Source organism: Ilumatobacter sp. (assembly GCF_039969435.1).
Taxonomy (GTDB): domain Bacteria; phylum Actinomycetota; class Acidimicrobiia; order Acidimicrobiales; family Ilumatobacteraceae; genus Ilumatobacter_A.
On sequence record NZ_JBDVNU010000034.1, the window covers coordinates 1 to 13064 of the forward strand.

A 13064-nucleotide genomic window follows, 5' to 3' on the forward strand; every position below is an offset into this window, starting at 1 on the left:
ATTCTCGGTGTTGTACTCGATGTGCGAAATCGAGATCGTGATCCCACGCGCCTTCTCCTCCGGCGCCTTGTCGATCCCATCGAAATCCGTGAACTCCGCCAACCCACGAGCCGCCAACGTCTTGGAGATCGCAGCCGTGAGCGTGGTCTTGCCATGGTCGATGTGACCCATCGTGCCGATGTTGACGTGCGGCTTGTCCCGCTCGAACTTTGCCTTGCTCATTCTTGCTTCCTCTTCCTCCGAGGTGGATTCCTCTGGATCTGTGGTGTGTCTGGACTGGTAGCGGCGCTCGGACTTGAACCGAGGACCTTCCGATTATGAGCCGGATGCTCTGACCAACTGAGCTACGCCGCCGTGTGGCTTGGTTGATTGCTCGTCGCCGGGTTTCCCCGACCACTGGTCGAGCCCTCTGTGAGAATCGAACTCACGACACCAGCCTTACCATGGCTGTGCTCTACCGACTGAGCTAAGAGGGCCTTGTTCACAGGCACCCGAAGGCAACCTTCGGGCCGCAGCTGAGCTGCGGCCAGCCCGAGAGTGTATCGGCCGCGTTGCGACAACCACCGCGCGATTCCGGGTCGGCGAGAGCGCCCCCACCGGGTACCTTCGGGCGCCATGTCCGAGCCGTCGAGATCCCGCAGCGAGATCACGACGCGGCTCGCCACGGTCGACGACGCCGAGGTCGTCCGGTCGATCTACAACCACGAGGTGGAGAACCACACCACCACGCTGGACATCGTCCCGCGCAGCCTCGTGGCCCAGCGGGAATGGATCACCCAGCGATCGGGAGCCTTCTCCGCGATCGTCGCCGTGAGGAGAGTCACGTCCGATTCGGTGGTGGGCTTCGCGTCGATGTCGCCGTACCGGGAGCGGGCCGCCTACTCCACGACGGTGGAGGACTCCGTCTACGTGGCGCGGGACCACGCCGGGCTCGGCATCGGACGGACGTTGATGGACGAACTCATCGACACCGCCCGCGGGTCGGGGTTCCACTCGATGATCGCGCGGATCGAGGCGAGCGGCGAGGCGTCACGCGCTCTGCACCGGGCGTGCGGGTTCGAACTGATCGGCGTGGAACGACAGGTCGGGCGCAAGTTCGGTCGCTGGCTCGACATGGCCGTCATGCAACTCATGCTCTGACGCAGGAGAACCGCCGAACACCGATGTCCACGCCGACGGTCGTCGACCGGCGTGGTCGTCGTGGTTCCGGTCAGCGCGCGGCGAGCGCGAGGTCGAGGACGTCAATGACGACGGTCGCCAAGGAAGCGGGATCGGGCGCGATGCCGGCGCCCGACGCATCGACCTCGACGAGCGACCCGTCGACGATCGCGGCTGCGTATCCGACGCTGCCACCGGTGGGCGAGGACCCCACGATCACGAGCGCCGTGACCCCACCGACGTCGACCTGCTCCGACGAGGTCACCTCGGTGAGGACGAGTTCCCGGGTGGACGCCAGGGTGGCGAGTGCGTCGGCGGGAGTCGCATCGGCGAGTTCACCGCCGAGGAAGTCGCCCACGGACTGCGAACCGATCGAGATGGCGTCGGTGGCAGCGGGGACCGAGAAGAGACAGGTGACGTCGACGTCGACGCTGATGTCGTCGACGTCAGCGATACCCGCGACTCCCGACGCTGCGGCGACATCGGCCGCCGACAGGCCTGCGCACGCGTCATCGGACGGATCCGCCTCGTCGTCGGGAGCGTCGTCCGGTGTCTCGACCGCCACGGAGGTTCCGCCGTCGGCCGGAACCGTGGCGTCGGGCGACCCGTCGACCTGGGCGGTCACGGGTGGGTCGTCGGACGGCGCGTCGGCGTCGTCCGATCCGGAGCAGGCGGACAGTGCGAGCAGCACCGACGAGGCGAGTGCGGCGATGCGCACCGAGCGGGAGGAGGACATCACGGGCCGGCCGATCTCTCGAGTGGGGCGCCCGATGCGTCCCGCCGGAACGGTACACCCACACCGGATGCGCACCCGGGCTTCGCGCACGGCCGTTGCATCGTGTGCGTAGTGCGACCCGAGGGGCGGACTGCGAGGACCGACGGCGGCGGGGTGGGTTAGCGTCGGGGTCGTGGCGGCACGACTCGATGCACTGATCCTCTGCGATTTCGCACAGGTCCGTGAAGGTCTGCTGTTCGTCCAGTCGGGCGGCCTCACCCGGTTGGCGACCGGATCGTTCCCGGCCGCGTTCGGATGCCACGTCGCCGCCATGGTCCACCTGCCTCCCGACGAGGCCGTCGACGCGCACACGATGGTGATGAAGGTGAAGGCCGCCGACACGGCGACCCTCGTGGCCACGGTCAACGTGGCGTTGCACGAGCAGCCACAGCCTCCCGGCCTGCAGCCGGGCGAGGGTCGTCAGGTTCCGTTCGTCATCCCGCTGCACGCGGTCAGCTTCCCGGCGCCAGGACAGTACGACCTCCAGGTCGACATCGACGACGAGTTCGCGGGCGACCTCACGTTTCGCGTCGAGCGCCACCCCTGATGACGGCGACTGCGAGGAGGCTGCGCGATGAGCATGCGGAGGATCGACGAGCTGCGGGTCGGGCCGAGGAACCGCCGGATGGAACGGGTGAATCACCGGGGTGAGTGACTGGAGGGTCGACGTCTCCGGGCCGACGGCGGTGATCGGGCCCGATGGCATCGCGTCGCTCCGCGCGAAGGAGCGGTCGATCGTCGCGGCACTCGCGCTGCACCACCCGGCCCCGGCCACGGCGGCATCGCTCGCACCGCTGATCTGGGGTGACGAGTTGCCGAACACGGCGATCAAGTCGGTCCACAACCACGTCTCGCGGATCCGCGTGAGCACGCCCGACCTGATCGACACCGCCGAGCAGGGATATCGCTTCCACGACGGCATCGAGATCACGTGCAGCGGCGGCCCGCTCAGCTACCTCGACCTGGCGGATCAGCCGGCGGTGACGATCGCCCGGGCGCGCGATCGCGTGACGGCGCTGCGACGAGCCGAGGACGATCTGCGTGACCGCGTCCGAGCGGGCGCCGACGACGACCTGCTCGCCGACGTCGAGCATCTGCTCGAGGCGGCACCCCAGCGCCTCGTCCGCTGGTGGTGGGTCGCGCTCGTCGCAGCCCGTCTCGGTCGCCGACGACGAGCACTCGACACGTTGCGCGAGTGCCGTCGAGGACCCGTCCACCTCGGCGTGGCGGGAACCAAGGCATTGGACCTGCTGGAACGGGCGATCGCCGACGACGACGTGTTCCTCGACAGCCCGGCCGCAGCAGACCCCCGATCGCTCGGAGCGGAGCCGGCGGCCGGACCGGGTCCGTCGTCGACCGTCGCCCCCGTCGGCATCATCGACCCCACGGGCGTGATCGGCGAGGTGGCGCACGCCATCGACGCGGGATCGTCGCCGTCCCTGTCGCTCGTGGCCCCCGCCGGAGGCGGCAAGTCGAGTGCGCTCGCTCTGATCACGCAGCGCCTCGCACCACTCGGGTGGAACTGCTTCGTCACCACGTGTTCTCCGATCGAGATCGACCCGCTCGCCCCGCTGATCGACCTCGACACGCAACGGCGCGAACGGCACGCCGCGACCGCCCTGCGTCGCCAGGACGGCGAGGCCGGCGGTGACTTCGCAGCAGCGGTGCTCGCCTCCGTGACGGCTCCCGGCAACCGCAGAGTGCTGCTCGTGGTCGACGACGTCCACCACGCGACTCCCGAGACGGTGGTGCAACTCCGGCGACTGTCACGGGCCGTGGAGGACACGTCGGGGCGGGTGTCGATCCTGTTCGCCACCCGCCCGGAGGGCCGACCCACCGACCGAGGTCCGTCGGTGGACGCAGGGCACGTGGTGGAGTTGCCCCGCTGGGAGCGCCCGGCCATCGACGCGTATCTCCACTCCTTCGTCCCACCCGGGCCCTGGTCGAACGGCGCAGGACGATGGATCGACGGGCGCGCCGACGGCAATGCACTCTTCGTTCGTGAGCTGACGATCGACGTCCTGCGGCGACTCCCCGACGATCCGGCAGTGACACCGTTCGTCGAGCCCGACGTCGCCTCACTCGTGACCGGCCACTCCGGACTCCGGGTCGACTCGCTCCCTCCGATGCTGCGCGACGCCTTGATCGTCGCGGCGGTCCTCGGCGACGAGTTCCGCAGGTCCCATCTGCTCGAACTCGCCGACAACGCCTCGCCGATGATGGCGCTCGGACAGGCGCACGGTCTGATCGAGGCGGTCGACCCGGACCGGTGGAAGGGGGAACGGTGGCGGTTCGTCCACCAGCGGTTCCGCCAGTCGTTCCTGGATCTGATCAGCCCCGACGAGCAGGTGGCGATGGCGCAGCGGGTCACGATGACGATCGGAGCGTCGACCGGTGGGCTGTCGGCCGACGATGACGAGCACCTCGCCGACATCGCCCGCTTCGCGCGCTCGGCGTCGAGTCGCGACCCGGAACGCGCCATCGCTGCAACGATGACCCAGGCCGAATCGGCCTTTCGTGGACTGCGGTCGGAGGAGGCGCTGAGCCTCGCCCGTCTCGCCGTCCGACTCGTCGAGGACCTCGAGGGCCGATCGGCCCGATGGGCGGAGATGACCGTGCTCGCCGGCACCGCCGCCGTCGACGCAGGCGACCCGGAGGCTCCGGACCTGCTCACTGCAGGCGGCCTGCGCGCCATGGAACTCGGCGAGCACGACACCGTCGCACGCGCCGCCACCCGCCTGTGCAACCTCAACCAGACCACCGGTGTCGGGCGGATCGAGGCGACGACCGCCACGCTGTTCGCTCACGCCCACGAGCACGTCACCGAGCCGACACTGCGTGCACTCGTGTGCCGGGCCGGGGCGACTGCTGCATCGATCGCCGACGATCCGGCGACCTCGCGGCGGCTGTATCTCGAGTCGGAGGACCTGTCACGCGCCTGTGGGGACCCGGCCGTGCGCGCCGAGGTGCTCGCGACGGCGTACACGCCGCTCAGTCGACCCGACGACGTCGGGGAGCGACGGCGGATCGCCGCCGAGCTGCATCGACTCGGCGCAGATCTCGGCCGTGACGATCTCGTGTACGCGGCACACCGCCTCGACTTCGCCAACGCGATGTCGGCCGGCGACGCCGACCCCAGGATCCCGATGGCCGCCATCGAGGAATTGGCCGCCCGGCTCGGACAGCGCAGCCGGAACTGGACCCTCTTCAACTTCCGCGCCACCGTGTCGCTCCTCGACGGCGACGTGATCGAGGCCGAGCGTCACGCGAGCATGCTGCTGGGCGACGACGTCACGGCGAGCAGGCAGCTGATCGCCTCCAGCTACGGCGGGCACATGTTCGCCATCCGACTGCTGGAGGATCGGATGGCCGAACTGGACCCCCTCGTGATCGACTTGATCGAACGCCAGCCGGAGATGATGATCTGGAAGGCCGTACGGGTCGTCACGGGTGCCCTCGAGCACCCCGACGAAGCCCGAGGGGCCTTCGACGAGGTGTTCGCGAACGACATCCATCGGATCCCCGAGAGTTTCACGATGCTCGGCGGACTCGTCCTCGTCGGCGAAGGGGTGGTCCGCCTCGGCGACCTCGATCGCGTGCACGCCATGATCGGCCACCTCTCGCCCTTCGCAGGTCGGTGGGGATGGTTCAACGTCGGGTGCATCGGTCCCGTCGACCTCACGCTGGCGCGGCTGCACGCGACGACCGGCGACCTCGATCGGGCTCGCGACGCGGCGATCCGGGGCCTGCGTTCGACGGCGCTCGTCGGCGCTCCGGCCTACGCGGGTCGACTCGCAGGAGTCCTGGCGGCGACCCGATGACCATCGGCATCCGCGTGGTGGCCGGGCACCCCATCGCCGTCATCGTCGACGGGCACCCGGCGGCGCTGCGGCCGAAGGAGCGGGTCGTCGTTGCGGGGCTGGCGCTGCGCCACCCGGAACCGATCTCGCTGAACCAGTTGATCTCACTCGTGTGGCCCGACGAGGCACCGGCCACGGCGAAGCAGTCGATCCACAACCACCTGGCGCGACTCCGCACGACGGTTCCCGGACTCGTGGCCACCACGCCGGCCGGGTACTCGTTCGGAGCCGGTGTCAGCCTCCACGTCGAGCGCCCCATCGCCGACCCGGCGAGCGGTGGCGACGACGCCGACGCCGACGCGAGCGGTACGGGGCTCCTGATCGAACTCGCCGACGTCTCGGATCTCCGGCGGGCACGGATCGAGTTCCGGCGTCGACACTCCCCTCCCGAGGCGCACGACCTGGCGAACCTGCTCCAGACCACGGACGTCGACGCGCTCATCGCCTCCCTGGAGGCACGAGTCGGCGGCGACGGATGCGACGAACGAGCATGGTGGTTGCTCGCCGTCGCCGAAGTGAAGCGCGGGGGAATCGGAGCCGGGACCGCGGTCCTCGCCCGAGCACGCTCGGCGATGAGCGAGGTCGGTCTGGGCGTCGGTCGCCGACTGGTCGATCTCGACGGAATGTTGCGCGACCGCGTCGACAACGTCGACGTTCTCGTCCGCGACGCGTACGGCTCGCCGCGCGGGGCGTTGCTCGAACATCGCGATGCGGGGATCGCCCGGCGGGCATCGGACGTCCGCACGGCGTGGGAGGCCCACGAGCGTTTCGTCGTCGTACTCCGCGGACCCGATGACGCGCATCGACGGGCACTGCTCGCTCGGGTGGTCGACGACGCGCGCGCCAGCGGCTTCTCGACGGCCTCGGCCCGGCTCCGTGTCGACGACCTCGGGAGTCCGTCGATCACGACGTCGCTGCTGGGTGGGCGCCCGTTGGTCGCCGTGGTCGACATCTGCGACCCCGGAGCCGACCTGTCACTCCTCCTGCGACGCATCGCAGCACGGCTCGACCAGACGCCCGTCGGGTGGGTCGTCACCGGCGACGCCGACCCGGAGGCCGTGTCCGCGGCGGTCGGTCACGGCGCATCCGAAGGTCGGGTGTCGATCCGACACTCCGACACGGCTCCCGGGACGCTCGGCCTGGAGACCGCGTCTCCCGGCGTCCACCGACTTCTCGCCGCTCTCGCCACCCTCGGTGAGCCGGTGCCGATCGACGACCTCGACGCGGCGATCCCGGCGGCGCGTGCGCTGGCCCTCGAGGCCGCGCGCGCCGGGTTCGTCCGCGTCGACGCGACGAGCAGGACGATCGACCTGGCGAGCAGCGACGTCGCAGACGCAGCCCTCGCGCCGGCGAGCGAGGCGGACCGCGCCGAAATCGCCCGCGGCCTGTGTGCGCTCGAACTCCCGGCGCTCGACCACGCCCGCCGCGAGGACCTGCGGTCTCGCTGGTCGACCCGGGCGTTCGGAGCCGGTGACGAGCGCACCGTCGCCCGGACGCTCGCTGCGGCCGGTGCCTACGTCGAGCACGGCGAGTACGACGTCGCAGCAGCGATCATCGGTCGCGTTCTCGACCCGATCGCACGCACCGAGGGCCGATCGGCGTCGTGGTGCCGGTTGGCGATCGAGGCGGGCCGGGCACTCCTCGCTGCGGGCGACGCCGCCGGCGATGCCCTCCTCGCCGATGTGGTCGCCGTCGCATCCGACATCGGTGACGACGAGCTGGCAGCGCGGTCCACGCTCGAGTGGTGCCGCCTGGGTGCGGCAGGCGGCGTCGGCCCGGTCGACACACGACGAATGCGCGTCGTCGACGAACTGCTCGATCGCCTCGCAGATCCCGGGGACCGAGCCCGGGTCGGCGCCGCGGCGGCGATGGTGCTCAGTCTCGCCGGGGACCCCGACCTGCTCCGGACGCGCTTCGACGACTCCGTCCGCGACGCAGACGCGAGCGGTGACCCGACGGTCGCCGCCGAGGTGCTGCCCTTGGCCTACATGGCCGTTCCCCTCCACCGCGACCTGCAGGTACGTGCGAACCACGCCGACCGACTGCTCCGACTCGCCGACGGACTGGGTCGGGCCGACCTCCGGTGGGAGGGCCTCCAGATCAGGTACTCGTGCGAGGTGATGCGGAGCGATCCCGCCTACCGGGGCACGGTGTCGGAGTTGCACGACGTGGCCGCGCGACTCCACGAGCAGAGTCGCGAGTGGGAGATGCACTACATCCGCTCGAACGTCGCGATCCTCGACGGAGATCTGGACGGAGCTCGTCGCGAGGTCGACGAGTCCCTGGTCTTCGCCGGGCCGGTCGATGCCGACCGCGTCGCCGCGGTGTTCGGCGCACATCACCTCGTCGCATCGATGCTCGACGGGTCCGTCGGCGACCTGCTCGACTCGCTGCGTACGCTCGCGACGGACCAACCGGGCATCGGTGCGTGGCACGCCGCCCACGCCGCAGCCGCCGCGGCTGCCGGCGAGCACGACGAGGCGGTCGCAGCGCTCGCACACGTCACGGGCGCCGGGGTCGTGGCCCTGGTCCGCGACCCCGTCTACTCGGCGGGCCTCGTCGCGATCGGGGAGGCGGCCGCCGCCACGGGAGATCCGACGGCGCTGGCGGTCGCGGACGCAGCGCTCGACGAACTCGCCGGAACCTGGTCCTGGTGCGGGTCGTGCACGTTCGGTCCGATCGATCTCACCCGCGCCCGGGTCGCCCGTACGCTCGGCGACACGGCCCGCGCCGAGACCCTCGCGACGGCCGCCGTGATCACGTCCGGCGAGATGCGTGCACCGTCGTTCACGCGCCAGGCGACCGAACTGCTCGTCTCCCTCGCGACACCGATCGTCCGCACCTCCGTTCGCGCCGACCCCGATCCGCGGTCCGATCCGACCGGTCCCGACGACGAGGGAATGCACGCGGACACCGGGCACCCGTAGGGTCGACCACATGACGAACGACGCTTCGCCCTCCGACGGATCGACTCCCGAGACGCAGGACGACGCGTCGCCGGACGACGAACTCCTCAACCGGGTCACGTGGAAGATCCCGAATGCTCTCGCACTGGTCGGCTCGGCACACGACGGCGTTCGCAACGGGATGACCACCAGTTGGATCACGCAGCTGTCGATGGAGCCGGTGCTGATCGGCGTCGGCGTGGACAACGATGCCGTCACCCATCGCCTGATCTCGCAGGGTGGTTCGTTCTCCGTCAACCTGTGGGATGCGGAGAACACCCGGGTGTTCGTGAAGTTCTCCAAACCCGCTGTCGACGACGGCGACACGCTCAATGGTCGAGCAGTGTCGACATCGGTCACCGGCGCTCCGATCTTCGACGAGGCCATCGCGTGGATGGACTGCGAGGTCCGCCACACGCTCGACCTCGGCACGCACACGCTCTTCGTCGGCGAGGTCGTCGCCGCGGCGATCGCCGACGACGACGCACGGCCGGCGTCGATGTCCGACACCCGCATGAAGTACGGCGGCGTCAAGCGGCACTGACCCCCCGGCGCGGCCGGGTCCGTGGTCGCAGCACCGCAGTGGGGCGAGACCACCGGGTGCGGACGGCTCGATAGGCTCGGTTCGTGCGGGGTCGAGCAGGAGTTCCTGTCGAGGTCGCCGACCGGAGGGCCGCCACCGACGGCGATCCGTCGGACGGTCGCCGACCCGCTGATCGCCTCCCCTATCTGCCCGGTCTGGACGGACTGCGCGCCGTCGCGGTCGGCGCGGTGTTCCTCTTCCACGCAGGTGTGGTCGACGGTGGTTTCATCGGTGTCGACGTGTTCTTCGTCGTCTCCGGGTTCCTGATCACCTCGATCGCCCTCGCCGAGGTCGACACCACCGGTCGTCTCGCGCTCGGTCGCTTCTGGGCCCGTCGAGTGCGCCGCCTGTATCCGGCACTCGCCGCTCTGACCGCGGCGGTGGCTGCGTACTCCTTCGCGCAGGGTGGACGGGTGCTCGAACGGATGCCCGGCGATGTGATCAGCACGCTGCTGTACTTCGCCAACTGGTTCCAGGTCGGAGAAGACCGCGACTACTTCGCCACCTACGATTCGCCGCCCCTCCTGGAGCATGCGTGGTCGCTGGCGGTGGAGGAGCAGTTCTACATCGTGTGGCCGCTGGTGATCGCCGGCCTCGCACTCGTCTCGTCGCGCCGGGCACCGACGCGATGCACCACCCGTCACCTGGTCGGCGCACTCGCCGTGCTGGTCGCCGCCACATCGTTCGCGTCGGCGATGTGGCTCCGGTCGCGGGGCGCCGGTATCGGGCGGCTCTACTACGGGACCGACACCCGCGCGGTCGCACTCGCAGTCGGCGCAGCGGTGGGCTCGATCCGCGGCGTCGTGGCTCGCATCGCACGGGTTCCGGGGCGCATCCGCGACGTGTCGGCCGGTCTCGGCGTGGCCGCATTCGTCGTGTTCGCCACGATCCTCGACGGCTCGCAACGCTGGCTGTACGGGCCGGGTTTCCTGCTCGTCGCCCTCCTCTCCGTGGCGTTGATCGCCGGATGCGTGGACGGCACCGCCTTCGTCCGAGTCATGTCGAGCCGCCCACTCGTGGCGATCGGCAAGGTGTCGTACGGGGTCTACCTCTGGCACTGGCCCGTGATCGTCGTGTTCTCCTCCGAACGCACCGGCCTCTCCGGGCCGCTCCTCGGTTCGCTGTGGGTGTCGACGACCGCACTCCTCACCGTCCTGTCCTGGATGCTCGTCGAGCGACGGGCTCCTCTCCCCCGCCTCGCGTCGTGGCGCACCGGTGCCGCGTATGCCTGCTCACTCACGCTGTTGCTCGGTGTCGCCGTGGCAGGAGCCGATCTCTCACGACGTCGTCAGGACACCGTCGACTACGCGGTTCCCGAAGCGCCACCGCTCGCTGCATCATCACGAGTGGGCGCTCCGGTCTCCGCCCCGCCCCGCCCCACGCCGCCGTCCGTCCCGGTCGACGTCGTGGATGCGTCGTCGGACACCGGGTCAGGACCGGGCGACGCACCGACGGCCCCGCTCCCCACCACCGGCCCATCGGACACGCAACGACCGACGCCCGAGCCGCTGGGCGCCGAGGAGGCGGTCGTCGCACCGACGCCGACACCGATCGCAACGATTCCGTGGCCGACCGACGATCCACTCCGCGTCGCGATCGTCGGCGACTCCGTGGCGTTGTCGCTGTCGTCGGCGGACCAGCGGAGCCAGCGACTCGACCTCGACGACACCCGATCCGTCGAGATCCTGAACCTCGCCCAGATCGCCTGCCCCGTGATCCAGGAGGGCGAGTGGTGGTTGTCCGACGGATCCACGCTGCGAGCGCCCGATCAGTGCCGGGGCGACGACCGGTTCGCCGACGACCTGGCGGCGTTCGCGCCCGACGTGGTCTACGTCCTGTTCGGCTGGCCGGGTGGTGGCGGGCGACGCCTCGACGACGGGAGCATCGTGCAGCCGTGCGAGCCCGGCTTCGACCAACGGTGGGCTCGCGATCTGGAGCAGCTCGCGACCCGCATCGACCGAGACTTCCCGGTGGTGATCTCGACCGTCGCCCCACCGCAGCTCGACCCCAGCGAGCAGGACGGGGTGACCGACTGCCTCAACCGGGCGGTCGCCGGCATCGAACTCCCCACGTTCGACTACGCACGATGGTTGTGCCCGGACAACGACTGTTCGGTCAGTTCCACGCTGCGCAGCGACGGCATCCACTTCGACAACGTCGACCGGCTGCAGGTCGACGTGATGCGCATCCTCCTCGATCAACTCGTGGAGATCGCCGGATACTGATCGCCTGTCACCGGTGTGATGTCACCGGTACTCGGCCTCTCGGACGACCACCAGTGCGTCGACGAGTCGTCGGACGAGATCCTCGGGAGAAGGCGTTCCTCCAGAGCGTCGACGTACGCCGCGATCGCCGCTGCATCCGCCGCCGACGAATCGGAGCCGGGCGTGCGGCGGGGCGAACTCATCCGATCCGCTCGCCGAGTGTGACGGTGACGGTGTCGCCGGTCTGCTTGCCGATCGCCGCTCTCGTCGCTGCCGACACCGGGAGCTTGTGTGTGCCGTCGCCGAGCGCCATGAGCGCACTCTCGAAGGCGTGCCCGTCGACCGTTCCGCGAACCTTGACGAGGCCACGAGTCCCGAAGTGTTCGGCGGTCCAGTCGGTGACCACGTAGGTCCAGCCGCCCTTCGCAGGGCTCGTGACCAGCACGGCGTCGAACGACACGGTCGGAGCGCTCATGGCCGGGCACCGATGCTCGGGGGCGTCGGCGCGGAGCGCAAGTGGCCTGGCGTCGTACCGAACATCGTGACAGATCTACCAAACGGGTGGTGTGCCGCGGCACACGGACCGTCAGGCCTGCCGACACACACCGTGTGCGAAGGAGCAACGGGCGACCGCTCGAAGCAACTCCGGACGAGACGACGAGAGCCCGTCGACCTGAGTCGACGGGCTCTCGATGCTCGACGGCGGTCGAACGCTGTTCGCCACGCCATCGTCTCCTGTTGTGGGCCGAGAAGGATTTGAACCTTCGAAGGCATACGCCGGCAGAGTTACAATCTGCTTCCTTTGGCCGCTCGGACACCGACCCATTTGGTCCCCGTTCGTCAGACGTTCGACTCGAGACTCGCAGTGGTCTGTCGAACAGGGCACCCAGAGCGTATCGCTCACGGCCATCGCCGCAACACGCGTCTCGGCACCCCGGCCGACGCCCGCTACCGTTTCGGTCATGCCGAGTTTCGACGTCGTGTCCGAAGTGGACGAGCAGGAAGTCAGGAATGCGGTCGACCAGGCCCAGCGGGAGGTCGCCCAGCGCTTCGACTTCAAGAACACCAACTCCTCGATCGAGTTGAAGGATCTGGTGATCACGATGCACACCGCCAGCACCGACCGCCTCGACGCCCTGCGCATCGTGGTCGAGGAGAAGCTGGTGAAGCGGGGCGTGTCACTGCGCGGTGTCGACTACGGCGACGTGCAGGAGGCGAGCCAGGCAACGGTGCGTCAGGTGATGACGATCGCCGTGGGCATCTCGTCGGAGAAGGCGAAGTTGATCAACCGTACGATCAAGGAGAAGGGCCCCAAGGGAGCGACGAGCCAGCTCCAGGGCGACTCGATCCGGGTCAACGCCAAGAAGCGCGACACGCTGCAGGAGGTGATCACGATGCTCAAGGCCGAATCCGACATCGGGATCCCGCTGCAGTTCCAGAACTTCCGGGACTGACGTCCCGACGAGCCAGGTCGCCGCGTCCCTGCGTGCCGTACGCCGGCGAACGCGACGATCCCCCGGCGCCTGATCGGCACCGGGG

10 protein-coding genes and 3 tRNA genes are annotated in these 13064 nt (G+C 69.7%); 7 read left to right on the top strand and 6 right to left on the bottom strand.

The features are described from left to right. From ABJK40_RS16595 to ABJK40_RS16605, 3 genes are all read right to left on the bottom strand, one after another. Nucleotides 1-222 (bottom strand): GTP-binding protein (locus ABJK40_RS16595; RefSeq protein ID WP_348480087.1); only part of this gene is annotated, 222 nt, incomplete at its 3' end. Nucleotides 223-277: 55 nt separating this feature from the next. Further along, nucleotides 278-354 (bottom strand) — tRNA-Met (locus ABJK40_RS16600). A gap of 49 nt (nt 355-403) precedes the next feature. After that, nucleotides 404-476: transfer RNA gene (locus ABJK40_RS16605), tRNA-Thr, on the bottom strand. A 139-nt stretch (nt 477-615) separates the two neighbouring features. On the opposite strand from ABJK40_RS16605, the gene ABJK40_RS16610 reads away from it, so the two are divergent. Beyond that, on the top strand, nt 616-1140 hold the full coding sequence (locus ABJK40_RS16610) for an N-acetyltransferase family protein (protein WP_348480660.1): 525 nt from the start codon (nt 616-618) through the stop codon (nt 1138-1140). 70 nt (nt 1141-1210) lie between these two features. Here ABJK40_RS16610 and ABJK40_RS16615 read toward each other — a convergent pair whose 3' ends face one another. After that, nucleotides 1211-1897, bottom strand: a complete 687-nt coding sequence (locus tag ABJK40_RS16615; protein WP_348480659.1) for a hypothetical protein — start codon at nt 1895-1897, stop codon at nt 1211-1213. Nucleotides 1898-2066: 169 nt separating this feature from the next. On the opposite strand from ABJK40_RS16615, the gene ABJK40_RS16620 reads away from it, so the two are divergent. The 5 genes from ABJK40_RS16620 to ABJK40_RS16640 all read left to right on the top strand — a co-directional run bounded on the left by ABJK40_RS16620 (nt 2067) and on the right by ABJK40_RS16640 (nt 11546). Further along, nucleotides 2067-2480 (top strand): hypothetical protein, encoded by a 414-nt coding sequence (locus ABJK40_RS16620; protein WP_348480658.1) that lies wholly within the window; start codon nt 2067-2069, stop codon nt 2478-2480. A 100-nt stretch (nt 2481-2580) separates the two neighbouring features. Beyond that, nucleotides 2581-5754, top strand: coding sequence for a hypothetical protein (locus ABJK40_RS16625; RefSeq protein ID WP_348480657.1), 3174 nt, complete (start codon nt 2581-2583; stop codon nt 5752-5754). Further along, complete coding sequence (locus ABJK40_RS16630; protein WP_348480656.1) at nt 5751-8720, top strand: hypothetical protein; 2970 nt, start codon at nt 5751-5753, stop codon at nt 8718-8720. The genes ABJK40_RS16625 and ABJK40_RS16630 overlap by 4 nt, the downstream gene beginning before the upstream one ends. A gap of 10 nt (nt 8721-8730) precedes the next feature. Next, a complete protein-coding gene (locus tag ABJK40_RS16635) occupies nt 8731-9282 on the top strand; it encodes a flavin reductase family protein (RefSeq protein ID WP_348480655.1) in 552 nt (183 codons plus the stop codon). A gap of 83 nt (nt 9283-9365) precedes the next feature. Then, the gene (locus ABJK40_RS16640; RefSeq protein ID WP_348480654.1) at nt 9366-11546 is read left to right on the top strand and encodes an acyltransferase family protein; all 2181 of its coding nucleotides are present in this window, start codon (nt 9366-9368) and stop codon (nt 11544-11546) included. A gap of 178 nt (nt 11547-11724) precedes the next feature. Here the strand turns inward: ABJK40_RS16640 and ABJK40_RS16645 are convergent, their stop codons facing one another. Beyond that, nucleotides 11725-12000: a DUF1905 domain-containing protein gene (locus ABJK40_RS16645; RefSeq protein ID WP_348480653.1), complete on the bottom strand. Its 276-nt coding sequence runs from the start codon at nt 11998-12000 to the stop codon at nt 11725-11727. Between the two features lie 266 nt (nt 12001-12266). Continuing rightward, nucleotides 12267-12349: transfer RNA gene (locus ABJK40_RS16650), tRNA-Tyr, on the bottom strand. A 138-nt stretch (nt 12350-12487) separates the two neighbouring features. Here ABJK40_RS16650 and ABJK40_RS16655 point away from each other — a divergent pair. After that, nucleotides 12488-12979, top strand: coding sequence for a YajQ family cyclic di-GMP-binding protein (locus ABJK40_RS16655; protein ID WP_348480652.1), 492 nt, complete (start codon nt 12488-12490; stop codon nt 12977-12979). The last annotated feature ends 85 nt before the right edge of the window (nt 12980-13064 follow it).

Excerpts from the sequence above, each read along its gene's own strand:
- ABJK40_RS16610 (WP_348480660.1), top strand. The coding sequence starts at position 616 with ATGTCCGAGCCGTCGAGATCCCGCAGCGAGATCACGACGCGGCTCGCC.
- ABJK40_RS16630 (WP_348480656.1), top strand. The coding sequence starts at position 5,751 with ATGACCATCGGCATCCGCGTGGTGGCCGGGCACCCCATCGCCGTCATC.
- ABJK40_RS16635 (WP_348480655.1), top strand. The coding sequence starts at position 8,731 with ATGACGAACGACGCTTCGCCCTCCGACGGATCGACTCCCGAGACGCAG.
- ABJK40_RS16645 (WP_348480653.1), bottom strand. The coding sequence starts at position 12,000 with ATGAGCGCTCCGACCGTGTCGTTCGACGCCGTGCTGGTCACGAGCCCT.
- ABJK40_RS16655 (WP_348480652.1), top strand. The coding sequence starts at position 12,488 with ATGCCGAGTTTCGACGTCGTGTCCGAAGTGGACGAGCAGGAAGTCAGG.